The organism is Streptomyces sp. NPDC048254, assembly GCF_043201895.1.
In the GTDB taxonomy this organism is placed as follows: Bacteria; Actinomycetota; Actinomycetes; order Streptomycetales; family Streptomycetaceae; genus Streptomyces.
Genome location: NZ_JBICZJ010000022.1, coordinates 156,031 through 180,227 on the forward strand (window position 1 = coordinate 156,031; position 24,197 = coordinate 180,227).

Here is a 24,197-nt window from a genome sequence, read left to right on the forward strand (position 1 = left end):
CTCACAGTGCGCAGCTGTCGGTCCCGACCTGCTGATTCGCGGTACGGCCCCGGGCGATGTCCGCCTGGATCTCGTCGGCCGTGAGGGCGTACCCGGTGTCGGCGTCGTCCAGTGACTTCGCGAAGACGACCCCGTACACCTGGCCCTTGGGCGTGAGCAGCGGGCCGCCGGAGTTGCCCTGGCGGACGGTCGCGTACAGCGAGTAGACGTCACGGCGCACGGTGCCGCGGTGGTAGATGTCCGGGCCGTTGGCGGTGATACGGCCGCGCACGCGGGCGGCACGGACGTCGTACGACCCGTTCTCCGGGAACCCGGCGACGATCGCGCTGTCGCTGGTCGCCGCGTCCCCGGTGGAGAACTTCAGGGCCTTCGCCGGCAGGTCCGGCACATCGAGTACGGCGATGTCGCGCTGCCAGTCGTAGAGGACGACCTTGGCGTCGTACTTGCGGCCCTCGCCGCCGATCTGGACGGTGGGTTCGTCGACGCCGCCGACCACGTGCGCGTTGGTCATGACACGGCGGTCGGCGAAGACGAAGCCGGTGCCCTCCAGGATCTTGCCGCAGCTCTGCGCGGTCCCCGTGACCTTGACGATGGACCGCTTGGCGGTGGTGGCCACCGCGCTGTTCGCGAGGGCGGGGTCGGGCGGCGAGACATCGGTGATCGGCTCGTTGGCGAAGGGGCTGAAGACCTGCGGGAAGCCGTTCTGCGCGAGGACCGCGGAGAAGTCCGCGAACCAGGTGTCGGCCTGGTTGGGCAGCGCTCTGGACACCCCGAGGAGCACCTTGGAGTTACGGACCTCCTTGCCGAGCGTCGGCAGCGTGGTGCCCGCGAGCGCGGAGCCGATCAGCCAGGCGACCAGCAGCATCGCCAGCACGTTGACCAGCGCGCCGCCGGTGGCGTCCAGGGCGCGGGCCGGGGACCAGGTGATGTACCGGCGCAGCTTGTTGCCCAGATGCGTGGTCAGGGCCTGGCCGACGGAGGCGCAGACGATGACGACGACCACGGCGACCACCGCGGCGGTCGTGCCCACCTCGGCGTTGTCGGTCACCGCGTCCCAGATCACCGGCAGGACGTAGACGGCCACGAGTCCGCCGCCCAGGAAGCCGATCACCGACAGGATGCCGACGACGAACCCCTGGCGGTAGCCGACGATCGCGAACCACACGGCGGCGACCAGCAACAGGATGTCCAGCACATTCACGGTGGACACCCTGTCATGACCGCCAGTCGAGCGGGACCAGCTTCTCGCGGTCCCAGGAGCGCTCCCATCCCGCGTAGTGCAGCAACCGGTCGATCACCCCGGCCGTGAACCCCCACACCAAGGTCGATTCGACCAGGAATGCCGGGCCTCGGTGGCCGCTGGGGTGCACGGCGGTGGCCCGGTTGGCCGGATTCGTGAGATCCGCCACGGGGACCGTGAAGACCCTCGCGGTCTCGTTCGGATCCACCACCCCCACCGGGCTGGGCTCGCGCCACCAGCCCAGCACCGGAGTGACCACGAAGTGGCTCACCGGGATGTACAGCCTGGGCAGCACCCCGAACAGCTGGACGCCGGCCGGATCGAGCCCGGTCTCCTCCTCGGCCTCGCGGAGAGCGGCCCGCAGCGCCCCGTCGGCCTTCGGGTCGCCGTCCTCGGGGTCGAGGGCGCCACCGGGGAACGCGGGCTGCCCGGCGTGCGAGCGCAGCGAACCGGCCCGCTCCATGAGCAGCAGCTCCGGCCCCTGCTCGCCCTCGCCGAACAGGATCAGCACGGCCGACTGCCGTCCCGCGCCGTTCTCCGGCGGCAGGAAGCGGCTCAGCTGGACCGGCTGGACCGTCTCGGCGGCCCGCACCACCGGGTCCAGCCACTCCGGCAGGCCGTCCCTGCTCAGCGCCACGCCCGCGCGCGGATCCCCCGTGTGCGCTTTGCCGCCCTGTGTCATGGCATCCCCCGTCCTGCCCTGCTGCCCCCGCCTGCCCGTTCCAACGCCCGAAGACTCCTTGATCGTTCCGTTTCTCGCCCCTCAGAAGATCCCTAGGTCATGTCCCTGATGCGGCGCCCAGCGGCGGCGCCGGCCTGCCGCCCGCGTCCAGATACGCCTGCGGCGGCTTGAGGCGCTGGCCGGGGAAGCCGCCCTTCTCGTACTTGAGCAGCTTCTTCGCCTTCTCCGGGTCGGTCTCGCCCTCGCCGTAGGCCGGGCAGAGCGGCGCGAGGGGACAGACCCCGCAGGCGGGCTTGCGGGCGTGGCACATCCGGCGGCCGTGCCAGATCACATGGTGCGAGAGGTCGGTCCAGTCACTCTTGGGGAACAGCGCGCCGACGGCCGCCTCGATCTTGTCGGGGTCGGTCTCCGCCGTCCACCGCCAGCGGCGGACCAGGCGCTGGAAGTGCGTGTCCACGGTGATGCCGGGGCGCCCGAAGGCGTTGCCCAGCACGACGAAGGCGGTCTTGCGGCCGACGCCGGGCAGCTTGACGAGGTCTTCGAGCCGCCCCGGGACCTCACCGCCGAACGACTCCACCAGGCCCTTGGAGAGCCCTATCACCGACTTGGTCTTGGCCCGGAAGAAACCGCACGGCCGGAGGATCTCCTCGACCTCCTCCGGGTTGGCCTCGGCCAGCTCCTCGGGGGTGGGGTACTTCGCGAACAGTGTCGGGGTGGTCTGGTTGACGCGCAGATCGGTGGTCTGCGCGGAGAGCACCGTGGCGACCAGGAGCTGGAAGGGGTTCTCGAAGTCCAGCTCGGGGTGGGCGTACGGATAGACCTCGGCGAGCTCGCGGTCGATCCCGCGGGCACGGCGGACCAGCGCGGTGTGCGACTCGGGCTTCCAGGCCACCTGCGGCTTCTCGGCGGCGGCCTTCTTGGACGCGGCGGCCTTGGACGCGGGCCGCTTCGAAGCCGTCTGCCCGGCCGCGGTCTTCGCCGGTGCCGTCTTCTTCGCCACGGCCTTCTTCTGCACCGTCTTCTTCGCCGCGGCCGGAGTCTTCGCGGCAGCCACCTTCTTTACGGCTTTCGCCCCTTTAGTCGCCTTTTTCGACTCGGCAGGGGCAGTATCGGACCCCTGTTCGCCCACAGCGGAATCACGACGTACAACCACCCGCCCAGCCCCCTTGGCCTGTGCTCTCACCGGCGATTTGGACACCCGGCCAGCCTAGAGCCCGGCACCGACATCCGCCCCGGACCCGGAAGATCAGCCCCCGATTGGACCCCTGCCGCTTACCTCGGGACACCGGTGCGGCATCCTTGTGACAGATCACACTGTTTGAATCCTCCGGCAAAATGGGGAGCACGGTCCCCTGGTACCAAGGGGGAGCAAGATCCCCTGAGCAGGTCGACAAGGAGAGAACTCGTGGACGACGTTCTGCGGCGCAACCCGCTCTTCGCGGCGCTCGATGACGAGCAGTCCGCGGAGCTGCGTGCCTCCATGAGTGAGGTGACCCTCGCGCGTGGCGACTCCCTTTTCCACGAGGGCGACCCGGGCGACCGGCTGTATGTCGTCACCGAGGGCAAGGTCAAGCTCCACCGCACCTCCCCCGACGGCCGCGAGAACATGCTCGCCGTCGTCGGCCCCGGCGAACTGATCGGCGAGCTGTCGCTGTTCGACCCGGGCCCGCGTACGGCGACGGCGACCGCGCTGACCGAGGTCAAGCTGCTGGGCCTGGGCCACGGTGACCTCCAGCCCTGGCTGAACGTCCGCCCGGAGGTGGCCACCGCCCTGCTGCGCGCCGTCGCCCGCCGGCTGCGCAAGACCAACGACGCCATGTCCGACCTGGTCTTCTCCGACGTCCCGGGCCGCGTCGCGCGCGCCCTGCTGGACCTCTCGCGTCGCTTCGGCGTGCAGTCCGAGGAAGGCATCCACGTCGTCCACGACCTCACCCAGGAGGAGCTGGCCCAGCTGGTCGGCGCGTCCCGCGAGACCGTGAACAAGGCGCTGGCGGACTTCGCCCAGCGTGGCTGGCTGCGCCTGGAGGCGCGGGCCGTGATCCTGCTGGACGTCGAGCGACTGGCGAAGCGTTCTCGGTAGGCGCCGGTTCCTGGGGGCTGCCGCCCCCAGAGCCCCGCATCATCGGCCTTCGGCCTCGTCCGCAAGCGCCGGACGGGCTGGTATCTGGTTCCCCATGACTGAAACAGTCGCGTCCCGGGGTCTCGACCCCCTGGGCTTCATCGAGCGTGAGGGTTCGCACGCGCGCGTGCCGCACGTGTTCCGCCCGGTGGTCGCCACCGCCCGCGACCGGCTCCTGGACGTCTTCGGGGCGCGGCTGGACAGCGCCTACCTCTACGGGTCGATCCCGCGCGGCACCGCGCGCGTGGGACGGAGCGACCTGGACCTGGTGGCCGTCCTGCGCGCGGAGCCGACCGACGCCGACCGGGACGCGGCCGGTGCCCTCGGCGAGGCCGTCGACAAGGAGTTCCCGGAGATCGACGGGGTCGGGACCCTGCTCTACTCCCGCGCGCGGGTGCTCAGCGAGCTGGAGCGGTACGACATCGGCTGGTTCGTGGCCTGCCTGTGCACCCCGCTGCTCGGCGAGGACCTCGCCGAGTTCCTGCCCCGCTACCGCCCCGACTCCCTGCTCGCCCGTGAGACCAACGGCGACCTGGCCCGGTACCTGCCGCGCTGGCGGCAGCGGATCGCGGCCGCGGGCGACAGCGAGGAGGCTCTGCGGCCCCTGGTGCGCTTCATGTCCCGGCACCTCGTGCGCACCGGCTTCACCCTCGTCATGCCCCGCTGGAATGGCTGGACCAGCGATCTGCGGGAGATGGCCGAGGCGTTCGCCGGCTACTACCCGGAGCGGTCCGAACAGCTGCGCCGCGCGGCCGAGTCGGGGTACGAGCCGGTCGGCGACCGCGCGGTGCTGCGGACGTATGTCGACGACCTGGGCCCGTGGCTCGCGGACGAGTACGCGCGCGTGCACGGCGTGAGGACACCCAGACCCGAGGGCTGGGAGTAGGCCCGGAGTCAGATCAGCCCGTGCTCGCCGAGGTAGTCCAGCTGGGCCCGTACCGACAGCTCCGCGGCCGGCCACAGGGAGCGGTCCACGTCCGCGTAGACGTGGGCGACGACCTCGGCCGGGCCACGGTGGCCGTTCTCCACGGCCGTCTCGACCTGGGCGAGCCGGTGGGCGCGGTGGGCCAGATAGAACTCGACGGCGCCCTGGGCGTCCTCCAGGACGGGTCCGTGGCCCGGCAGGACCGTGTGGACGCCGTCGTCGACGGTCAGGGAGCGCAGCCGTCGTAGCGAGTCCAGATAGTCGCCCAGACGGCCGTCCGGGTGGGCCACGACCGTCGTGCCGCGCCCCAGGATGGTGTCGCCGGTCAGGATCGCGCGGTCGGCCGGCAGGTGGAAGCTGAGGGAGTCCGCGGTGTGGCCGGGTGTGGCTACGACCCGGAGCTCCAGGCCGCCGGTCGTGATCACGTCGCCGGCCGCCAGTCCCTCGTCGCCCAGGCGCAGCGCCGGATCGAGGGCACGCACGCGCGTGCGGGTCAGCTCGGCGAAGCGGATGGCGCCCTCGGCGTGGTCGGGGTGGCCGTGGGTCAGGAGGGTGAGCGCGATGCGCTTGCCGGCCTTCTCGGCCGTGTCGACGACGTTCTCGAGGTGGCCGTCGTCCAGCGGACCGGGGTCGATCACCACGGCCAGGTCGGAGTCGGGCTCGGCGACGATCCAGGTGTTGGTGCCGTCCAGGGTCATCACGGAGGCGTTGGGGGCCAGCACGTTGACGGCCCGCGCGGTGGCGGGACCCGAGAGGACCCCGCCGCGCGGCTGGCCGGGCAGGGCTGCTGCGTTCGTCATGCTCAGGCTCCCCCGGTCGTGAGGTCGGTCGGTATGTGCTTGGTGAACTCGTCGTGGCCCGGCCAGGTCAGGACGATCTCACCGCCCTCCAGGCGGGCGCGGGCCAGCACCGGCGTCATGTCCCGCGCGGGCGCCGCCGCGAGCGTCTCGGCGGCCGTGGCGTACGGCGTCAGCTGGCGCAGGGTCGCGATGGTGGGCGGCATCATCAGCAGCTCGCCCTCGGCGTAGCCGGCGGCCGCCTCCGCCGGGTGGATCCACACCGTGCGGTCGGCCTCCGTGGAGGCGTTCCTGGTGCGCTGGCCCTCCGGGAGGGCGGCGACGAAGAACCAGGTGTCGTAGCGGCGGGTCTCGAACTCCGGGGTGATCCAGCGCGTCCAGGCGCCCAGCAGGTCCGAGCGGAGGACCAGGCCCCGCCGGTCCAGGAACTGGGCGAAGGACAGGTCACGGACGACCAGGGCCGCGCGGTCGGCCTCCCAGTCGTCCCCGGTGGTGTCCCCGACCACGGCGTCGGCGGCCGGGCCCGCGAGCAGGACGCCGGCCTCCTCGTACGTCTCCCGCACGGCCGCGCAGACGATCGCCTGGGCGCCCGCCTCGTCGACGCCGAGCCGCTGCGCCCACCACGCGCGCGTGGGGCCCGCCCAGCGGACCTGGTGGTCGTCGTCACGCGGGTCGACACCGCCGCCGGGATACGCGTACGCGCCTCCGGCGAAGGCCATGGAGGCGCGTCTGCGCAGCATGTGGACGACGGGGCCGCCAGGGGTGTCCTTCAGGAGCAGGACGGTCGCCGCGCGCTTCGGGGACACCGGTACGAGGGTGCCCTCCGCGTGCGCGCGGATGCGGTCCGGCCACTCCGGGGGATACCACTGTCCATCGGCCATTACCGGAGGCTATCCCGTGGGGAGCGAATGTTCGAGAGGGGCTCCGGGGCACCCGGAGGTGCCACGGGGGCGTCCGGATGCGGTCGCGGCGGCAGCCGGACGCGGTCGCCACGGCAGCCGGATGCCGTTTTCAGCAGCGGCCGGGTGCGGCTACGTCGGCGGCCGGCCGGTCGCGGTTACGGCAGCAGTTCGACCTGGACCTCGACCTCGACCGGTGCGTCCAGTGGCAGCACCGCGACGCCCACCGCGCTGCGCGCGTGCACGCCCTTGTCGCCGAGGACCTCGCCGAGCAGTTCGCTGGCGCCGTTGATCACGCCGGGCTGGCCGGTGAAGTCGGTCGCGGAGGCGACGAAGCCGACGACCTTCACCACCCGCGCGATGCGGTCCAGGTCACCGGCGACGGACTTCACGGCGGCCAGGGCGTTCAGCGCGCAGGTGCGGGCCAGTGCCTTGGCCTCCTCCGCGGTGACCTCGGCGCCGACCTTGCCGGTGACCGGGAGCTTGCCGTCCACCATCGGCAGCTGGCCGCTGGTGTAGACGTACGCACCCGACCGGACGGCCGGCTGGTAGGCGGCGAGCGGCGGGACGACCGCCGGCAGCGAAAGACCGAGTTCGGCCAGCTTGGCCTCGACGGCGCTCGTCACGGCTTCTCCCGCTTCAGGTAGGCCACGAGCTGTTCGGGGTTGTTGGGCCCGGGCACGACCTGGACGAGCTCCCAGCCGTCCTCGCCCCAGGTGTCCAGAATCTGCTTCGTGGCATGGACGAGCAGCGGCACGGTTGCGTATTCCCACTTGGTCATGGGGCCGACTGTATCCGCTGTGACGGACGGGACACGTGGCCGACCGCCGGGCAGGTCACGGCCCGTTGCCACCGGCCTCGGCGGCCGACCGCACGCACGGTTGTCCACAGCCTCCCGCGTGAGTGTCCGGCCGACTGGTTAGTCTCGAAGATGTGAGCAGGCTCCAGGTCGTCAGCGGCAAGGGCGGGACCGGAAAGACGACGGTCGCCGCCGCACTCGCGCTGGCCCTCGCGACCGAGGGGAAGCGGACGCTTCTCGTGGAGGTCGAGGGTCGGCAGGGCATCGCCCAGCTCTTCGAGACGGAGGCGTTGCCCTACGAGGAGCGGAAGATCGCGGTCGCGCCGGGAGGCGGTGAGGTCTATGCGCTGGCCATCGATCCCGAACTGGCCCTTCTGGACTACCTCCAGATGTTCTACAAGCTCGGCGGGGCCGGCCGGGCCCTGAAGAAGCTCGGCGCGATCGACTTCGCCACCACCGTCGCGCCGGGGCTGAGAGACGTCCTCCTGACCGGCAAGGCGTGCGAGGCGGTCCGCAGGAAGGACAAGGCCGGCCGCTTCATCTACGACTACGTCGTCATGGACGCCCCGCCGACCGGCCGCATCACCCGCTTCCTGAACGTGAACGACGAGGTGGCCGGCCTCGCCAAGATCGGCCCGATACACAATCAGGCGCAGGCCGTGATGCGGGTGCTGAAGTCCAAGGAGACGGCCGTGCACCTGGTCACCCTCCTGGAGGAGATGCCGGTCCAGGAGACCGCCGACGGCATCGCCGAACTGCGCGCCGCGCGCCTGCCGGTGGGCCGGGTCATCGTGAACATGGTCCGGCCGGAGGTGTTGGACGCGGCCGATCTGGAACTCGTACGGACGGTGCCGCGCACCGCCGTGGCGCAGGCGCTGTCGGCCGCGGGGCTGGGCGGGGCGCGGCGCGGCGGGAAGGCCGGGCAGCTGGTGGACCCGCTGCTCGCACAGGCCAACGAGTACGCCGAGCGGTACGCGCTGGAGCACGAGCAGCGCGCGGTCCTCGCCGAGCTGGACCTGCCGCGGCACGAACTGCCGCTGCTCGCCGAGGGGATGGATCTGGCGGGCCTGTACGAACTCGCCACCGAGCTGCGGAAACAGGGGATGTCATGACTTCGGACCCGGACTCGGAGCCGGCGCAGGACGGTACGCGCCGGCTGGCCCACGCGCCCGCGCTCGACGTCGACGCGCTGCTCGACGACCCGAACACCCGGATCGTGGTGTGCTGCGGCTCGGGCGGGGTCGGGAAGACGACGACCGCGGCGGCGCTGGGGCTGCGGGCGGCCGAGCGCGGCCGCAAGGTGGTCGTGCTCACCATCGACCCGGCCAGGCGGCTGGCACAGTCCATGGGCATCGACTCGCTCGACAACGTGCCACGGAAGGTGAAGGGCACCGAGGAGCGAGCAGGGGCACCGCACGGCGACCCGGCCGAGGACGGCGGGCGACGGGCCGGCGGCGAACTGCACGCCATGATGCTCGACATGAAGCGCACCTTCGACGAGGTCGTCGAGGCGCACGCGGACGCGGAGCGGGCGGCCGCCATCCTGGCCAACCCCTTCTACCAGTCGCTCTCGGCGGGCTTCGCGGGCACGCAGGAGTACATGGCGATGGAGAAGCTGGGCCAGCTGCGGGCCCGGGACGAGTGGGACCTGATCGTCGTCGACACCCCGCCCTCCCGCTCCGCGCTGGACTTCCTGGACGCGCCGAAGCGGCTGGGCTCCTTCCTGGACGGCAAACTGATCCGTCTGCTCACCGCGCCGGCGAAGCTGGGCGGCCGGGCGGGCATGGCCTTCCTGAACGTCGGCATGTCGATGATGACCGGCACGCTCGGCAAGCTGCTCGGCGGGCAACTGCTGAAGGACGTCCAGACGTTCGTGGCCGCGATGGACACGACGTTCGGCGGGTTCCGCACGCGCGCGGACGCGACGTACAAGCTGCTTCAGGCGCCCGGTACGGCGTTCCTGGTGGTGGCGGCTCCGGAGCGGGACGCGCTGCGTGAGGCCGCGTACTTCGTGGAGCGGCTGGCCGCGGAGGACATGCCACTGGTCGGTCTGGTCCTCAACCGCGTGCACGGCAGCGGCGCCGACCGGCTGTCCGCCGAGCGTGCGCTCGCCGCCGCGGAAAATCTCGAGGTCGCGGAAAATCTTGAGGAGCCCCGCATTGTGGATCAGGGTGTCGGGAAAGCTGGACTTCGTAACTCTCCCGACACGTACGGCAGTTCTGAATCATCCGCGTCCGAGTCCGACGGCTCCCCCTCGTCCGGACTCGATGCGACGACGACGCCCCAGGCACCCCAGGCAGACGAATCCCCCTCGTCCCAGCCCGGGCCCGACTCGTCCGAGCCCGACTCCTCCGGCGGCCCGGACCGCACCGTCGACCAGCTCACCGCAGGCCTGCTGAGGCTGCACGCCGAGCGCATGCAGCTGCTCTCCCGCGAGCAGCGCACACGTGACCGCTTCACCGCGCGCCACCCCGAGGTGGCCGTGGTGGAAGTGGCCGCGCTGCCCGGCGATGTGCACGACCTCGCGGGACTACGGGACATCGGCGACCGGCTCGCGGCCGGCCGGCCGGAGCTGCCGTAGCCGTATGCCCGTAGTCGGCCATAGGCCCGTAGCCGTAGCCGATAACCGGTCGGTCACAGGCCCTGCAGCCGTATACATACCGGAGTCGGTCACAGGCCCGTAGTCGTATGCCCGTCTAGTCTTCGGAGGGCGTATCCCCCCGGCAGGTTCGGCGGGTGGTTCAGTCGGTGGTGCGGCGGGTGATTCAGCTCACCGCCGCGTAGTGCTCGTACACCTCGTCGCTGTCGAGGGGGACGATGCCGGTCCCCCGCTCGTACTCCGAGCGCGCTGTCTCCAGGAGCCTGCGCCAGGAGGTCACGGTGGGCCGCCTGCGCAGCAGTGCGCGGCGCTCCCGCTCGGTCATTCCTCCCCACACGCCGAACTCGACGCGATTGTCCAGCGCATCGGCGAGGCACTCCGTGCGTACCGGACATCCGGTGCACACCGCCTTGGCCCTGTTCTGCGCTGCTCCCTGAACGAACAGTTCATCCGGATCGGTAGTGCGGCAGGCAGCCTGCGCACTCCAGTCGGTTACCCAGCCCATACCGGCGCCGTCCTCTCCCGAATCGAGGCTCCCCCACGGCGGCAGCGGCATATTCACCGCCGCCAGTTGAGGACGTTACGGAAGGTGGGCACAGCGCAACACCCCCTTCGGGCCCAATCTTGAATGGCCCGAACGGACTATGGGTAAGCGGCAGATCACCCGCGGGAGTGAGCTGGCGACATGCGTGACCATCCCGGCAAACCGGGACAGCTGTGGTGCGCCACAACGGACGCCGGATGACACACGAGGCGGATTCGGACACGCCATCAACACATCACCCGAAAAAAAGTGGGCAGGTTCCGGAACGATTCGGGGTCGCCGGACGTATTGATACGTGGCCGCGCTGCTGTGACAGTTGAGAGCAGCTTAGGCCAAGGCCTGCGCGCGTGTCCGGCGAATGGCAAGGTAGGCCGTTCATGTCGTCGCGCCGTCGGCGAGGCGCCGCCATGCCGTCAGGCGGATCGGCCGCAGCCCAGCCTGTGTTCCGGTCGCGTCGCCCTCTATGTCACGATCCGGCACTCGAACATCCCGAGAGCCGCCCGCTCACGCGGAATGCTCATCCCTACGGATTAGGCTGCCCCCATGCCAAAGAAGCGCTCGGGCGGTGGTCTGTCGGCCACGCAGCAGGCCGCCAAGTTCCTCGGTGTCAGTGTGCTCGCGGGAGCCGTGATGGCGGGCATCGCGCTGCCCGCGGCCGGTGCCCTGGGCCTCGCGGCCAAGGGTTCGGTCCAGGGCTTCGACGACATCCCGGCCAACCTGAAGAGCCCGCAGCTCAGCCAGCGGACCAGGATCCTCGACAGCCAGGGCAACCAGATCGCCCAGGTCTACTCCCGTGACCGCACGGTGGTGGAGCTCAAGGACATCTCGCCGTACATGCAGAAGGCGATCGTCGCGATCGAGGACTCGCGCTACTACCAGCACGGCGCCATCGACCTGAAGGGCGTCCTGCGCGCGCTGAACAAGAACGCGGTGAGCGGCGGGGTCGCCCAGGGCGCCTCCACACTCACCCAGCAGCTGGTGAAGAACTACTTCATCGAGGAGGCCGGCGACGACCCCACCAAGGTCGCCCAGGCCACCCAGCAGACCCTCGGCCGCAAGGTCAAGGAGCTGAAGTACGCGATCCAGCTGGAGGAGAAGCTCGGCAAGAAGAAGATCCTCGAGAACTACCTGAACATCACCTTCTTCGGCGAGCAGGCCTACGGCATCGAGGCCGCCTCCCAGCGCTACTTCTCCCAGCACGCCAAGAACCTCAACCTCCAGCAGTCGGCCCTGCTGGCCGGCATCGTACAGTCGCCCAGCCGTTACGACCCGGTCAACGACGAGGCCGAGGCCACCAAGCGGCGCAACGTCGTGCTGGAGCGCATGGCCCAACTCGGCGACATCTCCCAGGCGGAGGCCGACAAGGCCAAGGAAGCCCCGCTCGGCCTGCATGTCACCCAGCCCAAGAACGGCTGCATCACCGCCTCCAAGGGCGCCGGGTTCTTCTGCAAGTACGTCGAGAACGTCTTCCTCACCGACCCGACCTTCGGCAAGACCCGCGAGGCGCGCGCCAAGCTCTGGAACCAGGGCGGCCTGACCATCCGTACCACCCTGGACCCGCAGGCCCAGGACTCCGTGCAGTCCTCGATCAAGGACCACGTCTACAAGGCCGACTCGGTCGCCGCGGCCGCCACCCTCGTGGAGCCCGGCACCGGCAAGATCCTGGCGATGGGCCAGTCGAAGCCGTACGGCTACAACAAGAACGAGACCGAGTACAACTTCTCGGTCGACCGGGACTACGGCGGCTCCAACTACGGCTTCCCGACGGGTTCGACGTTCAAGCCGTTCGTGGCCGCGGCCGCCATCGAGGGCGGCAAGCCGGCGACGCAGGAGTACTCGGCGCCGTACAAGATGAACTACCCGAGCCCCGTCCAGCAGTGCGACGGCAAGCAGTGGGTCAACACGGAGAACGAGCAGGTCGAGAACGAGAGCGAGTCCGAGGTCGGGCCGTACCAGATGAAGAAGGCGATGGCGAAGTCCATCAACACCTACTTCGTCCAGCTGATCTCCGACATCGGCCTGTGCCCGGTGGTCAAGATGACCGACGCGCTCCACGTCCACCAGGGCGACGGCTCGAAGCTCCCGCAGACCCCGTCCATCGCCCTCGGCGCGATCGGTCTCTCCCCGCTGACCATGGCGAGCGCGTACGCCACCTTCGCCGACCGCGGTATGTACTGCACGCCGGTCGCCATCGAGTCGATCACCCAGAAGGTCGGCAACGAGCAGAAGTCCCTGGCCGTGCCGAAGTCGACCTGCTCGCGGGCGATGAGCGAGAAGACCGCCGACACCATCAACACCCTGCTGCGCGGAGTGGTCGACTCCGGTACCGGTCAGGAGGCCGGCCTGGACGACCGCGAGAGCGCGGGCAAGACGGGTACGACGGACTCCCGCAAGAACGCCTGGTTCGTCGGTTACACGCCCAACCTCGCGGGCGCGGTCTGGGTCGGCAGCGCCAAGCAGAACATCGAGATGACCAACATCACCATCGGCGGTGTCTTCCACAGCGAGGTCTACGGCGCCGACACGCCCGGCCCGATCTGGAAGGACGCCATGACCGGCGCCCTGGAGGGCAAGCAGTCGGAGTCCTTCAACCTCATCGACATCCCGGACGAGGACGACCACGACAAGGGCAACGGAAACGGCAACGGGAACGGCCACGGCGACGACACGGGCGGCCTGATCGGCGGTCTCATCGGCGGCGGCACGGGCGACGGCGGCACGACGGACGGCGCGACCACCGCGGGCACCACCACCCCGAACCCGACCTTCTCCTTCCCCGACGGCTTCATCCAGGGCAACGAGAACGGCGGGAACAACGGGAACGGGGGAGGCAGGGGCTGACCTGCCTCCTGCTTTCCTACTGCTTTCCCACGGGTACGACGGCGGGGCCGCACCTCTCTCGCAGAGGTGCGGCCCCGCCGTCGTGCCGCCCGAAGCCTCCAGGACTTCCCGAAGCCTCGGGTGCTTCCGAAGTCAGCCCTGGAGCGCTTCCGGTGTCGCCTCCGGTGTCAGCCCTGGAGGCGCTTCTTCACCGCGGCGGCGACGCGGCCGCCCTCGGCCAGCCCGGCCACCTTCGGGTTCACGATCTTCATCACGGCGCCCATGGCCCGCGGCCCCTCGGCGCCCGCCGCCTTCGCCTCCTCGACGGCCGCGGCGACGATCCCGCCCAGCTCCTCGTCGCTGAGCTGCTTGGGCAGGTACTCGTCGAGGAGCTCGCCCTCCGCCTTCTCCCGCTCGGCGCTCTCGGCGCGGCCGCCCTGCGCGAAGGCCTCGGCCGCCTCCCGGCGCTTCTTCGCCTCCTTGGCGATCACCTTGAGCACCTCGTCGTCGGAGAGCTCGCGCTTCTCCTTGCCCGCGACCTCCTCCTTGGTGATCGCGGCGAGCGTCAGCCGGAGCGTCGAGGAGCGGAGCTCGTCACGTGCCTTGATCGCGGAGTTGAGGTCGTCGTGCAGCTTCGACTTGAGCGTGGTGGTCATGGTCCCGATTGTCGCAGGTGCCGCACGCGGGCCGCCCGCCGTTTTAACCGGCCCTTCTCCCCCACCCCTCTCCTTCTTTCTTTGCACCGCCCGGTCTCTGGGCCCTCTCTCCGTCTGACACGATGGTCGTATGCGCGCTCGATACGGAGTACCCCTGGGAATCGCGGCGTTCGGTGCCGCCGGTGTGTTGTACGCGGCCGGCTTCGAGGTCCGTTCGTTCCGCCTGCGCCGGGTGACGGTCCCGGTCCTCCCGCCGGGGATGCGCCCGCTGCGCGTGCTCCAGGTCTCCGACATCCACATGGTGAGCGGGCAGCGCAAGAAGCAGCGCTGGCTGCGGTCGCTGGCGGGTCTGCGCCCGGACTTCGTGATCAACACGGGCGACAACCTGTCCGACCCGGAGGGCGTCCCGGAGGTCCTGGACGCGCTCGGCCCCCTGATGGACTTCCCCGGCGCGTATGTCTTCGGCTCCAACGACTACTACGGCCCCAAACTCCGCAACCCCGCCCGCTACTTGCTGGAGAAGACGAGCGGCAATCACGGCCTGAACGGCAACCCGCCGGCGGTCGGCGTGATCCACAACCCGTGGGAGGACCTGCGGGACGCCTTCGACGGGGCGGGCTGGCTGAACCTGACGAACACGAGGGGTGTCCTGAAGGTCGAGGGCGTCACGGTGGAGCTGACGGGACTGGACGACCCGCACATCAAGCGGGACCGGTATGTGCAGGTGGCGGGCGGCCCGTCCGGTACGGCGGACTTCTCGATGGGCGTGGTCCACGCCCCGTACCTGCGCGTCCTGGACGCGTTCACGGCCGACGGGTATCCCCTGCTGCTGGCCGGCCACACGCACGGCGGCCAGCTCTGCATCCCCTTCTACGGCGCCCTGGTCACCAACTGCGACCTGGACACGGAACGGGTGAAGGGCCTCTCGCGGCACACGGCGGAGGGCCGTACGTCGTACCTCCACGTCTCCGCGGGCTGCGGCACGAACCGCTACACCCCGGTCCGCTTCGCCTGCCCACCGGAGGCGACGCTGCTGACGTTGGTGGGGCGGGAGTAGGAGGGGAGGGGAGGGGAGGGGAGGAAGGGGGGCGAGGCGGGGAGCCGGCCGGCCGGGGGATGCCCCACCCGGGAACCCACTCACCTCGTAACCCACTCGGCGTAGGCCAATATGCCGGTCATGCCCCTTTCTTCCTACCTTGAGGGCATGACGGCTCCGATACCCCGGGACATCCCGGACCTCCCCGCGGTCCCGGGCACGCCCGTGCTGCTGCCCGGCCACGTTCCGGCGACGGCGGTGGTGGCCCCCACCCGTCGCCCCCTGACCGCGGTGTTCCGCCTCCTGACCGCCGCACTGGCGTCGGCGGGCGTGGCCCTGGAGCTGCTGCTGGGCAGCCCGGGCCAGATCATGAGCTACTTCGGGATACAGGCGGCGATCTTCCTGGCCCTGGTCAGCCTGGCCTCGGCCCGCCGCGCCTGGCAGGCGTCCCGCCCGCTGTCCTCGTCCCTGACGGGCGCGGCACTGCTCTACATCGTGATCTCGGGGTTGGTCTACCACCTGCTCCTGGGCCACACCACGCCCCCCTTCTCCATGACGGGCGCGACACACCCGCCGGTGGCCTGGCACGGCCAGTGGCTGGCCCTGCAGCTCCTCTATACGGCGGCACCCGTGGCGGCCCTCGTGGACTGGCTGATCCTCACGCCGCCCGCCCGCCTCCGCCTTCGCCAGACGGCGGGCTGGATGCTCTACCCCTTGGCCTACCTGGCGTTCTTCCTCACCCGAGCGGAGCTGCTCCTCCCCGGCACGCCGGGCCGCTACCTCTACCCCTTCCTGGACGCAGAGCAGCACGGCTACCGCGGCGCCCTCGCCAACGCCCTCCTCCTGGGCCTCGCCTTCTACACCCTGGCGGTACTCCTGGTAGCCCTGGACCACACCCGCCCGAACCCGGTCGGCCGCCGCCCATAAACCGGATTTCGTCTCCAGCCGCCGGTGGGCTAAAGTAAACGACGTCGCCGCGACAAGCAGGACAGCAGCGACATCGGGGTGTAGCGCAGCTTGGCAGCGCGCTTCGTTCGGGACGAAGAGGTCGTGGGTTCAAATCCCGCCACCCCGACAGCCGTAGTACCAGGTCAGGGGCCTGATCCGCTTAGCGGGTCAGGCCCCTGAGTGGTTTCCGAGGGCACCTTGGGAGCCGTTTGGGAGCCGACCCTGAGGTTTGACTCCCAAACGGCTCCCCGACTCCACTAGCGGCCAGCAGGTGCACACACCTCAGATGAATGCGCCGCCTCCTCCGCTTCAGATGTCCGGGAACTGGACGCCCTGACTCATCCCTGTGCGGGATGCACAAAAGGAGGGGCCGGATGAGCATCCGGCCCCTCCTGTGACTCACACCAAGCGCAGCACCGGACGGCTATCAGGCATCCCGAGCAGTTCCCTAACCCGCGCCGGCTTCCAGGCCAGCTCCCGCGCTAGCTCACTGATCTTCAACCCTTGATCCTTTTCCGCCAGCTCAAAGGCTTGGCGCAGCATCACCGGCTGCTCTCCCGGGAATCCACTCACCGGTTCGGCCGAGAAGCCGGGCTGGCCAGCCAGCCCGTTGAGACGCTGATAGGCCCGGCTTGCCGTGGCATCCGAGGCGAGCCCCAGCTCGCGACACCGGTAGATCAAGGACTTGACTGACACACCCCAAGTCCGCGAGAGGTCGGCCAGCCGCGCCAGGTCCATCCTTCCGGGCAGCAAGGGAAGGATGCTGGTCCGAGGTGTGAGGAACTCAGCCGCGAACGCATCGGCCTCACGCTCTTGGCGGGCGTCCCCTGTAGATGCCGCATGCAGCACAAGGTGACCAAGCTCGTGAGCAGCACTGAACCGGTGCCGGTACACATCATCTGCGCGGTTTGGTGTCAGAACGACCAGGGGGCGTGGGAGCCCCCCACTTGCGAAGGCGTCGATCTTCGCCGTCGCTCGGTCCGCCTCGGACGGAGAGACCACTACGATCCCGTGTGCCTCCATTTGCCGGACCAAGTGACGAAGCGGCCCCTTGCCCAACTGCCAGCACTTCCGCAGCTCGCGTGCAGCTTCTACGGGGTCCGCAGGAAGGTCAGTACCGGGATGGATCTCTCCACCAGCAAAGCCCGGCAGGTCGACGAGTGGCAGTCGAACCCGCTTCTCGAGCGCGTACGTTAGCTCCCACGTCTGCCCCGCGAAGCCGAGTGCCGTGTTGCGCTGCGCCCCGCTGGTAGAGCGCAATGCTCGGAAGTGAGCCATGGACGTATCTAGCTTGCCCATGGGACGGCCGGCCAGGAAAAACTGGACTGGCACGTCAAGAACCTCAGCCAGCCGCGGGATCAGCCCCATGCGGGGCTTGCTGCTGCCTGTCTCGTATTGCCCGATGGCTGCGGGTGATACTCCGATCCCCTGCGCCACCTCCTTCTTCGTCAGTCCCGCGAGATGGCGTGCTTGAGTCAGTCTGGGCGGATGAAAGCCATCCCAGATGGCTTTCAGCCTCGCGTCGTCCAGACCCAGTCCGGGGAGTGTCGGATGATCAGTCCTCATCGCTCTCAGCAGAGTCGTCCTCAGTCTCTTCGGCCACTTCGGTAGTCGGGGGGATCTCGAGCTTGCGCTCTTCCTCACTACGACCACTCATCGGCACCTCCGGCAGGTCACCGGAGTCGAAGCGATCATCATCCGCGCCTGCATCAGGAACGGCGAACAGGGGGGTGCCCTTAGGCGCACTCAGCACCGATCGCTCCGTAATCCATTCGAGGCTCCCCGTCTCCTCGTCAAGCAACGCGGCCTTGCCCCACCACGCACGCTTGAGACCAGAACTGTCCATCTCGTAGACGACGAGGACGAGCTGCGGGCGCGGATCCCGCTCCGCAAGCTCCTCCAGGGACGGGCGCAGAATCAGTTCCTGCACGTCGAGGTCAGGCAACGGCTCCGCTACCCAAAGTTTGGCCGATGGACTCGTGGCGACAAAGATCTCCTTCACAAGCCCTGACAACCGCTTGTTCCGCGGCCAGTGATTGGGCGGTTCCGGACCCTCCACATCGGCACAGACAGGAAACAGCACGGTGTTGTGAACCAGTGGAAGCTTGTACCAGGCACCGGTCTTCACGACCTCGGTACCTTCGAGCCCCAGGTCGAGGATGCGCTCAACGAGCCGCTCGAACTGATTAGTCATGCGTGCGCCGCCAGGCGCGAACCCGTACTTGGATCGCGCCGATGCTCGCACATCGAGCGTCGCCTCTTGAGTGTCCTCCAGAGCCCACCAAACGGCGGCGCGGATCGAATCAGCGTCATCGCCGTACTGCTCGCGAGCCCACTGGGGGGTCGAACTGTTCACGTACCACTCCGATCCGAAACTAGCGGTTGGCCAGATACCATACACCCCACACTTCAGTTGATCATGAATTTTTTGCATCTCTGGTTCAGGAACTCTCGTTCACTGCTTCCGAGTTGCAAAGATTGGGGGCCTTCCGCCCCTCCCATACCTGCCTGTTGCAGCGTCAAGGAGGTTCCCGACCAGAGAAGTTGCATCCAGCAGTGATTAACAGCCCAGCAGATCGGCGTCGTTGTCTACCCCAGCCCACCCATTCGTGCCCCTGACGTCGGGACTCGCTACACCCGTGCCTTTTGACGCTTGAGCTGTTGCATGACAGTTCGCGCTGCTTTCGAAACCGACGACGCTGGGGGGTGCCACGCCCCCTCAACAGATCCCCGGCTCCCTGGCGGTGCCCTCGCACTACCGTTGCGGGGGGGCACCGCCAGGGAGCTACTGCTGCGCGACAGTGCGTGCGTGCAGGAGATCGCGCAGTACGCGCACCGATGACGTGGGACTCATTGCCAAACGCACATCGAGTGCCGCATCCCACTGCTCGGTCAGCCCGAGCATGAGGCGCCTGCGCATGCCAGGAGTGACATGGGCGTAGCGCGCCGAAACGGAGCCGTCGATATGACCCATGCGTTCGTCCATGAGGACCTTCTCGGTGCCGACGTCCTCCATCATCGTCCGATGGGTGTGGCGCAGGCCGTGCGGGGTGAGGCCCTTGGCGATCGGAACCCAGCAGGAGTCGGCCCGCTCGCTGGCGCCGCGCCCCCGCGCCGGCACTCCTGGCCACGGCTCACCGAGCAGGGGCACGGGCCGCGCCTCCTGCGGGGCCTTCTTCGGGTACCAGCCGGAGACCGCCGGGGTGAACAGCCAGGTGGCGAAGCCGTTTCGGCGCCAGTGGGAAGCGTGCTCCGGTACGGCGCCGCCCCGTACGAACCCGAGGTCCGCGATGGCCTGCTTCACCTTTGCTCGGGTGGCTTCGGTGACGCGGTTGGGGTGGTTGAGGACGTTGGACACCGTGCCCGTGGAGACTCCGGCGCGGCGGGCGACGTCGACGAGCTTGGCGCCCTGATGGCCACCTGTGCGGGCCGCGCCTTGGCCTCGGAAGACGTAGGTCTTGCCGTGGCAGGGGCAGGGGGTGGGTTTCGTACGGGCGATGTGGTTGGCCACCAGCGCTGACAGCCAGTCCATCGAGTCGATGGTGCGGTAGCTGTCGTCCTTGGGCGGACAGCGCACCAGCTCGCCCGTGTCGAGTTCGTACAGCTGCCATTCGACGCGGACAGCCCCAGGACGGGCGAACTCGGTTTCCAGGCCGACGATTTCACCCCAGCGCATGCCGGTGTACCCCTTGAGGACCACGGCGACGAACTCGTCGTCGCGGCCGGAGAGCAGGGCGGCCCTCTCTGCGGTCAGCAGGATGCCGAGCGCGTCGGTGACGACCTTCTCGGGACCACGGTCTCGGGACCGGCCCGCGCGCTTGCCGCGTCCACGCCGCCTGGCGGCCGGGTTTGACGTGATCAGGCCCTCGTCGATCGCGTCCTCGAAGATCAGGTGGAGCGTCGAGCGCCAGGTCTTGACGCTGGAGGCCGCGTAGGCGGCCTTCTCCTTCTTCTCCCAGAGGTCGACGTCCGTGCGCAGGATGCCGGCGAGCGCCTTGTCCTCGAACTCGGGGAGCAGGTGCTCCTCGATGTGGCGCTTGTAGTTCTGCATAGTCGAGGCGGCCAGGTCCTGGCTCTCGTACCAGCGGTTGGCGTACTCGCCGAAGGTCTCCTGGCCGAGCGCCGGGTCGCGCCAGTCGCCGCGCCGGTACTTGTTCTCGGCCTCGCTCGCAGCGCGCTGAGCCTCGCCCTTGGTGGCAAACCTGATCGCCTTGCCCGTCTCGTCGACGACCGTGAGGTGCTTGCCGGGCGCGGTCTTGTATCGGCCGCGCCAGTAGTTTCCGCGCTTCTCCGCGAAACCCACGTGTTCCTCCCTTTCCTCGTCGTCGCCCTAAGCGGCGGTACCGAACTGGCTCTGGCGTGCTCGGCGTGGTGGCCGGGCTCGCAGGGAGACCGTGGGGACTGCAGACGGTGGAGAGGGCTTGCGGGTTGGCGGCTTGGGAGTTGAGGCAGTTGCCAGCTGCTGCCGCGCGGAGGCGGGGCGGGCCTCGTGCATGCGGATGATCTCCGCGAGGTGCTCGCCGGTGAAGCGGTAGGCGCGGCCGACGCGAGTGAACGGGATGAGGCGTCGCCGGGCACGGTCCTTGACCCACCAGGCGGAGCAGCCGAGGACGGCGGCGACCTCCTCCGGGACATACAGGCGCGGGAGAGCGGCCTCCGAGTGCGGAGTTGGCGCGGAGGCAGGGGGTATCGCGGATTGGCGCAAGGGATGAGTCCTCTTCTGGCAGGCATGGTGCGGCAACACCGGCCCGCCGGTCGATCGCTAGGGATGTGGTGAAGTGTCCGTGCTGGGGGTTTGCGGGCCCAGGACGGGGGTGAATGAGGGTCGGCGGCTACGCCTGGCCTGAGGAGTTGGTGTCCTCGCGATGCTCGGCGGACGACGGCCGGTAGGACTCCAGCAGATGCTTGGTAGCTGCCTCGGCCATGGCGTTAGAGACCATCACGTCCGCTTCCTCGCGGATGTCGGGGTGCTCGGCGAGGTACGCATCCAGGGCGTCACGTGCCTGGGTGAAGGCGGCGTTGGCGCGCTGGGTCTCGCGGTACGCGTCCACGATGGCGTCGATGAGTTCCATCGCGCGGGCCTGGGCGGCGAGCTGCGGGGGGCCGACGAGGTTGCGCAGGTCGATGCCGAAGACCTCAGCGAAGCCGATGGCCTCGTCAAGGTTGATACGGCGCTTGCCGTTCTCGATGCGCCAGACCGCCGACGGGTTCATGTCGAAGCCGGCCTCGTTCAGGCGGTCGGACAGAGCGTTGGTGCTCCATCCATGCGCCTCGCGCTCGAGCTTGATGCGCACCGCGACGTTCGCCTCACCGCTGAGCAGCACGCCCTGCGGGGCGTCTTCGTCCGTCACGGCCACCTCCTTCCGTTCGTAGCGAGTCACTGCCGTACGCAGCGACCTGCCCACAATAACATCCTTCTGCATCACGCATAGCGCTTCTGCAATCGGCAATTCGTGTGGCATGCTGATAGCCCCGCCCCACCAGCACCAGGAGTCCCCACGTAGCCCCACATGCAAAAAGCCCCCGGCTGTCACCGGGGGCCAAGCGCAAACCTCTCAACCGCCATCCCTAGCGATCGACCCGCGTGGCCGGGATTGCCGTCCCATATGGCCCGCGAGCAGAGGAGCTGAAGCTCAGTATGACCGAACCCCAGCCGAATACGCCATCCCTCCAGGCCGACGGCACACCGGCCGATGCAATCGGCCAGCCGACTCACACCGCGCCACCCGCAGACGCGGCCCGCGACGACGAACCCGATGTCGTGCCTGCGTTCGAGGGGGCTCAGATCCTGGATGACCTGCGGGCCCGGATCAAGCAGTTCGTCGTGATGCCGAGCGAGGAGGCCCTCACCGCAGTAACCCTGTGGGTGGCGGCCACCCATCTGCAGCCCGCGTGGCAGCACGCGCCACGCCTGGCAGTGGTCGGCCCGGCCAAGCGGTGCGGCAAGTCGCGGCTGCTCGACGTGGTGACCGAGACCGTGCATGCACCGCTGATCACGGTCAACGCCAGCCCTGCGGCGATCTTCCGCTCGATCACCGCCGAGGATCCGCCCACGCTCCTGGTCGACGAGGCCGACACGCTGTTCGGCACCGCCAAGTCGGCTGAGCGCAACGAGGACCTGCGCGGCCTGCTGAACGCCGGCCACCAGCGCAACCGGCCCACCTTGCGTGTCACCGGCCCTGAACACACACCGGTCGCCTTCCCGACCTTCGCCATGGCCGCCCTGGCGGGCATCGGTGACCTCCCCGACACGATCATGGACCGGTCGGTGGTCATCCGGATGCGCCGCCGGGCACCAGGCGAGACCGTCGCAGCGTTCCGCACAGGGCGTGACACCCCGGCCCTGCACGCCGTACGCGACCGCCTGACCGCCTGGCTCCAGCCCCGCCGCACCGAGGCGATGGACGCCGAGCCGGGCATGCCGGTCGAGGACCGCGCCGCCGACACCTGGGAGCCCCTGGTGATCGTCGCCGACCTCGCCGGAGGCGACTGGCCCATGCTGGCGCGAACGGCCTGCCGGGTGATGACCGCCCACGAGTCGGGCAAGGACGCGGACACAGGGCTGCGCACCCGCATCCTGATCGACATCCGCCGGGTCTTCACCGCCGAGCGCAACCCCGCCGCGCTGCGCACGAGCCGTCTACTCGAAGAGCTCAACAGCGACGAGGAAGCGCCATGGGCCGAGTACGGCTCTACCGGGCTGACCTCGCGCCGCCTCGGGATTCTGCTGGAGGACTACGGCATCCGCCCGGGCAATCATCGGTTCCCCGGCGGCGGCCAGGCCAAGGGCTACGCCCGAAACCAGTTCCTCGACGCCTGGGCCCGCTACTGCCCCGCACCGGCAGCCGAAACGGCGAATACAGCCGAGCCCCGCGAGGCCGCAGGCTCCGCCACCAGCACCGCAGCCTGACCCGGCTCGACCCGTCACTCCCGTCCCCGTGCAGGTCAGCGCGGGGACGGGTGATCGGCCCGCAACGGGTCAACCCGACATCGTCATGTCTCTCGTACCTGCCCTGGCCAGGCATGCAACGGGTGGTACGAGTCACCGCACCGCACAGCGGCCCCTTCCTCCTGCGCCCCTGAGCGCCGCCCAACACCACCTGGAGTGCTTCCGCTTGACTCCTCGCACCGCCCTCACCGCACCCTCCGTCATACCGGGCAGCTCCGCGATCCGCTTCGGCATCGCCCTGCTCGGCGCCATCGGCTTCGCCCTCTCCTACGACGCACTCCGTCAGATGGCCGTCGCCATCCACATCCGCGGAATGCTCACCTACGCCTTCCCGCTCGTGATCGACGGGTTCATCGCCATCGGCGTCGGCGCCCTGCTCATCCTGCGCACCGCACCGCTGCTCTCGCGCCTCTACGTGTGGGCACTCGTCGGACTGGCCACCGCCACGAGCATCTGGGCCAACGCCCTGCACGCCGTCCGCCTCAACCAACAAACCCGCCCGGACGGACTGCACCTGGACGACATCACCGTCGGCGTCCTGTCCGCCATCGCCCCGCTCGCCCTGGCCGGCGCCGTCCATCTCTACATCGTGATCCGCCGTCGTCCCACGCCTGGCACCCAGGAGGTAAGCGCCGTCGTACGCCACACCCCTGCCGACCACATCCCCAGCGGCACCGATGGCGCCCAGCCCGCCACCCCCGCCGAAGAGGACCCCGATCGCCCGAACCCACTCGCTCTCGAAGTGACAGACGACCACATCGACGTGGCTCGGGTTTCCGCCGACTTGGCACAGGGCGCCGCCAAGGCGCGGAAGCCACAGCCTTCTGCCGAGCCGGAAGTCCAGAAGCTCCGCACGGTGTCCGACGAACTCCTCACCATCGCCCGCAGTGCGCCGCTAGGACGCGGTGGCCGCGCCTCACGTCGCCACATCGAGGATGCGATCCGCGGCGAGGGCCTCACCATCGGCAAGGCCGAGGCAGAGACGATCAAGAAAGCCCTACAGGCCGAACTCGACGAGGCCGCCGCTCAGGAGCAGACCGGACTGACCAAGGTCCCTGCTGGCGCCTTCTGAGCCTACGACCGCTCCCGTCGCCCTCCCTCTCGACTCGCATCACCCGTCCCCGCGCAGGTCAGCGCGGGGACGGGTGCTCGACCCGCAACGAGTCCACCCGACATCACCCCGC

The 24,197-nt window shown here is 69.4% G+C and carries 23 protein-coding genes and 1 tRNA gene; 10 read left to right on the top strand and 14 right to left on the bottom strand.

Going from position 1 to position 24,197, the window contains the following annotated elements:
- Position 1: 1 nt before the first annotated feature.
- The 3 genes from ACGFZQ_RS43180 to nth form a co-directional block, all read right to left on the bottom strand.
- The gene (locus ACGFZQ_RS43180; protein WP_351747250.1) at positions 2-1,201 is read right to left on the bottom strand and encodes a MarP family serine protease; all 1,200 of its coding nucleotides are present in this window, start codon (positions 1,199-1,201) and stop codon (positions 2-4) included.
- Between the two features lie 13 nt (positions 1,202-1,214).
- Positions 1,215-1,922, bottom strand: a complete 708-nt coding sequence (locus ACGFZQ_RS43185; RefSeq protein WP_393845033.1) for an NUDIX hydrolase — start codon at positions 1,920-1,922, stop codon at positions 1,215-1,217.
- 97 nt (positions 1,923-2,019) lie between these two features.
- The gene (gene nth / locus ACGFZQ_RS43190) at positions 2,020-3,075 is read right to left on the bottom strand and encodes an endonuclease III (RefSeq protein ID WP_393845034.1); all 1,056 of its coding nucleotides are present in this window, start codon (positions 3,073-3,075) and stop codon (positions 2,020-2,022) included.
- A gap of 252 nt (positions 3,076-3,327) precedes the next feature.
- On the opposite strand from nth, the gene ACGFZQ_RS43195 reads away from it, so the two are divergent.
- A complete protein-coding gene (locus tag ACGFZQ_RS43195) occupies positions 3,328-4,002 on the top strand; it encodes a Crp/Fnr family transcriptional regulator (protein ID WP_030422469.1) in 675 nt (224 codons plus the stop codon).
- Between the two features lie 94 nt (positions 4,003-4,096).
- A complete protein-coding gene (locus ACGFZQ_RS43200; protein ID WP_351747256.1) occupies positions 4,097-4,927 on the top strand; it encodes a nucleotidyltransferase domain-containing protein in 831 nt (276 codons plus the stop codon).
- 8 nt (positions 4,928-4,935) lie between these two features.
- Here ACGFZQ_RS43200 and ACGFZQ_RS43205 read toward each other — a convergent pair whose 3' ends face one another.
- The 4 genes from ACGFZQ_RS43205 to ACGFZQ_RS43220 form a co-directional block, all read right to left on the bottom strand.
- Positions 4,936-5,766 (bottom strand): MBL fold metallo-hydrolase, encoded by an 831-nt coding sequence (locus ACGFZQ_RS43205; protein WP_393845035.1) that lies wholly within the window; start codon positions 5,764-5,766, stop codon positions 4,936-4,938.
- A gap of 2 nt (positions 5,767-5,768) precedes the next feature.
- The gene (locus ACGFZQ_RS43210; RefSeq protein ID WP_393845036.1) at positions 5,769-6,644 is read right to left on the bottom strand and encodes an NUDIX hydrolase; all 876 of its coding nucleotides are present in this window, start codon (positions 6,642-6,644) and stop codon (positions 5,769-5,771) included.
- A gap of 176 nt (positions 6,645-6,820) precedes the next feature.
- Positions 6,821-7,288, bottom strand: coding sequence for a RidA family protein (locus ACGFZQ_RS43215; RefSeq protein ID WP_351713353.1), 468 nt, complete (start codon positions 7,286-7,288; stop codon positions 6,821-6,823).
- Positions 7,285-7,443 (bottom strand): DUF4177 domain-containing protein, encoded by a 159-nt coding sequence (locus ACGFZQ_RS43220; RefSeq protein WP_019992579.1) that lies wholly within the window; start codon positions 7,441-7,443, stop codon positions 7,285-7,287. Before ACGFZQ_RS43220 ends, ACGFZQ_RS43215 begins: the two co-directional genes overlap by 4 nt.
- Before the next feature lie 152 nt (positions 7,444-7,595).
- On the opposite strand from ACGFZQ_RS43220, the gene ACGFZQ_RS43225 reads away from it, so the two are divergent.
- Both ACGFZQ_RS43225 and ACGFZQ_RS43230 read left to right on the top strand, forming a co-directional pair.
- Positions 7,596-8,573 (top strand): ArsA family ATPase, encoded by a 978-nt coding sequence (locus ACGFZQ_RS43225; RefSeq protein ID WP_393845037.1) that lies wholly within the window; start codon positions 7,596-7,598, stop codon positions 8,571-8,573.
- Positions 8,570-10,042 carry an ArsA family ATPase gene (locus ACGFZQ_RS43230; protein ID WP_393845038.1) on the top strand — a complete coding sequence of 491 codons (1,473 nt, stop codon included), beginning with the start codon at positions 8,570-8,572 and terminating at the stop codon, positions 10,040-10,042. The genes ACGFZQ_RS43225 and ACGFZQ_RS43230 overlap by 4 nt, the downstream gene beginning before the upstream one ends.
- Positions 10,043-10,226: 184 nt before the next feature.
- Here the strand turns inward: ACGFZQ_RS43230 and wblA are convergent, their stop codons facing one another.
- The gene (gene wblA / locus ACGFZQ_RS43235) at positions 10,227-10,565 is read right to left on the bottom strand and encodes a transcriptional regulator WblA (protein WP_067046754.1); all 339 of its coding nucleotides are present in this window, start codon (positions 10,563-10,565) and stop codon (positions 10,227-10,229) included.
- Between the two features lie 582 nt (positions 10,566-11,147).
- On the opposite strand from wblA, the gene ACGFZQ_RS43240 reads away from it, so the two are divergent.
- Positions 11,148-13,445 carry a transglycosylase domain-containing protein gene (locus ACGFZQ_RS43240; protein WP_393845039.1) on the top strand — a complete coding sequence of 766 codons (2,298 nt, stop codon included), beginning with the start codon at positions 11,148-11,150 and terminating at the stop codon, positions 13,443-13,445.
- Between the two features lie 167 nt (positions 13,446-13,612).
- Here ACGFZQ_RS43240 and ACGFZQ_RS43245 read toward each other — a convergent pair whose 3' ends face one another.
- On the bottom strand, positions 13,613-14,080 hold the full coding sequence (locus ACGFZQ_RS43245) for a GatB/YqeY domain-containing protein (RefSeq protein ID WP_351740336.1): 468 nt from the start codon (positions 14,078-14,080) through the stop codon (positions 13,613-13,615).
- Positions 14,081-14,210: 130 nt separating this feature from the next.
- Between ACGFZQ_RS43245 and ACGFZQ_RS43250 the strand changes: the two genes are divergently transcribed.
- The 3 genes from ACGFZQ_RS43250 (at position 14,211) to ACGFZQ_RS43260 (ending at position 16,191) form a co-directional block, all read left to right on the top strand.
- Entirely contained in the window at positions 14,211-15,137 is a 927-nt protein-coding gene (locus tag ACGFZQ_RS43250) for a metallophosphoesterase (RefSeq protein ID WP_382541623.1), read from the top strand.
- A 147-nt stretch (positions 15,138-15,284) separates the two neighbouring features.
- The gene (locus tag ACGFZQ_RS43255; protein ID WP_393845040.1) at positions 15,285-16,043 is read left to right on the top strand and encodes a Pr6Pr family membrane protein; all 759 of its coding nucleotides are present in this window, start codon (positions 15,285-15,287) and stop codon (positions 16,041-16,043) included.
- Positions 16,044-16,117: 74 nt separating this feature from the next.
- Positions 16,118-16,191, top strand: a tRNA-Pro gene (locus ACGFZQ_RS43260).
- Positions 16,192-16,463: 272 nt separating this feature from the next.
- Here the strand turns inward: ACGFZQ_RS43260 and ACGFZQ_RS43265 are convergent.
- The 5 genes from ACGFZQ_RS43265 to ACGFZQ_RS43285 form a co-directional block, all read right to left on the bottom strand.
- Positions 16,464-17,630 (bottom strand): helix-turn-helix domain-containing protein, encoded by a 1,167-nt coding sequence (locus tag ACGFZQ_RS43265; protein WP_393845041.1) that lies wholly within the window; start codon positions 17,628-17,630, stop codon positions 16,464-16,466.
- Positions 17,620-18,420 (bottom strand): hypothetical protein, encoded by an 801-nt coding sequence (locus tag ACGFZQ_RS43270; protein WP_393845042.1) that lies wholly within the window; start codon positions 18,418-18,420, stop codon positions 17,620-17,622. Before ACGFZQ_RS43270 ends, ACGFZQ_RS43265 begins: the two co-directional genes overlap by 11 nt.
- A gap of 429 nt (positions 18,421-18,849) precedes the next feature.
- The gene (locus ACGFZQ_RS43275; RefSeq protein WP_393845043.1) at positions 18,850-20,367 is read right to left on the bottom strand and encodes a LacI family DNA-binding transcriptional regulator; all 1,518 of its coding nucleotides are present in this window, start codon (positions 20,365-20,367) and stop codon (positions 18,850-18,852) included.
- Positions 20,368-20,394: 27 nt separating this feature from the next.
- Complete coding sequence (locus ACGFZQ_RS43280; RefSeq protein ID WP_393845044.1) at positions 20,395-20,769, bottom strand: helix-turn-helix domain-containing protein; 375 nt, start codon at positions 20,767-20,769, stop codon at positions 20,395-20,397.
- A 127-nt stretch (positions 20,770-20,896) separates the two neighbouring features.
- Complete coding sequence (locus ACGFZQ_RS43285; protein ID WP_393845045.1) at positions 20,897-21,415, bottom strand: helix-turn-helix domain-containing protein; 519 nt, start codon at positions 21,413-21,415, stop codon at positions 20,897-20,899.
- A gap of 287 nt (positions 21,416-21,702) precedes the next feature.
- On the opposite strand from ACGFZQ_RS43285, the gene ACGFZQ_RS43290 reads away from it, so the two are divergent.
- Positions 21,703-22,974, top strand: coding sequence for a DUF3631 domain-containing protein (locus ACGFZQ_RS43290; RefSeq protein ID WP_393845046.1), 1,272 nt, complete (start codon positions 21,703-21,705; stop codon positions 22,972-22,974).
- 205 nt (positions 22,975-23,179) lie between these two features.
- Positions 23,180-24,085 (top strand): DUF2637 domain-containing protein, encoded by a 906-nt coding sequence (locus ACGFZQ_RS43295; RefSeq protein WP_393845047.1) that lies wholly within the window; start codon positions 23,180-23,182, stop codon positions 24,083-24,085.
- Positions 24,086-24,197 lie beyond the last annotated feature (112 nt).

Bases quoted from the DNA above. Each gene is read 5' to 3' on its own strand.
- ACGFZQ_RS43230 (WP_393845038.1), top strand. From the start codon at position 8,570: ATGACTTCGGACCCGGACTCGGAGCCGGCGCAGGACGGTACGCGCCGG.
- ACGFZQ_RS43200 (WP_351747256.1), top strand. From the start codon at position 4,097: ATGACTGAAACAGTCGCGTCCCGGGGTCTCGACCCCCTGGGCTTCATC.
- ACGFZQ_RS43185 (WP_393845033.1), bottom strand. From the start codon at position 1,922: ATGACACAGGGCGGCAAAGCGCACACGGGGGATCCGCGCGCGGGCGTG.
- ACGFZQ_RS43205 (WP_393845035.1), bottom strand. From the start codon at position 5,766: ATGACGAACGCAGCAGCCCTGCCCGGCCAGCCGCGCGGCGGGGTCCTC.
- ACGFZQ_RS43240 (WP_393845039.1), top strand. From the start codon at position 11,148: ATGCCAAAGAAGCGCTCGGGCGGTGGTCTGTCGGCCACGCAGCAGGCC.
- ACGFZQ_RS43250 (WP_382541623.1), top strand. From the start codon at position 14,211: ATGCGCGCTCGATACGGAGTACCCCTGGGAATCGCGGCGTTCGGTGCC.
- ACGFZQ_RS43255 (WP_393845040.1), top strand. From the start codon at position 15,285: ATGACGGCTCCGATACCCCGGGACATCCCGGACCTCCCCGCGGTCCCG.
- ACGFZQ_RS43245 (WP_351740336.1), bottom strand. From the start codon at position 14,080: ATGACCACCACGCTCAAGTCGAAGCTGCACGACGACCTCAACTCCGCG.
- ACGFZQ_RS43220 (WP_019992579.1), bottom strand. From the start codon at position 7,443: ATGACCAAGTGGGAATACGCAACCGTGCCGCTGCTCGTCCATGCCACG.
- ACGFZQ_RS43265 (WP_393845041.1), bottom strand. From the start codon at position 17,630: ATGAGGACTGATCATCCGACACTCCCCGGACTGGGTCTGGACGACGCG.
- ACGFZQ_RS43290 (WP_393845046.1), top strand. From the start codon at position 21,703: ATGACCGAACCCCAGCCGAATACGCCATCCCTCCAGGCCGACGGCACA.
- wblA (WP_067046754.1), bottom strand. From the start codon at position 10,565: ATGGGCTGGGTAACCGACTGGAGTGCGCAGGCTGCCTGCCGCACTACC.
- ACGFZQ_RS43210 (WP_393845036.1), bottom strand. From the start codon at position 6,644: ATGGCCGATGGACAGTGGTATCCCCCGGAGTGGCCGGACCGCATCCGC.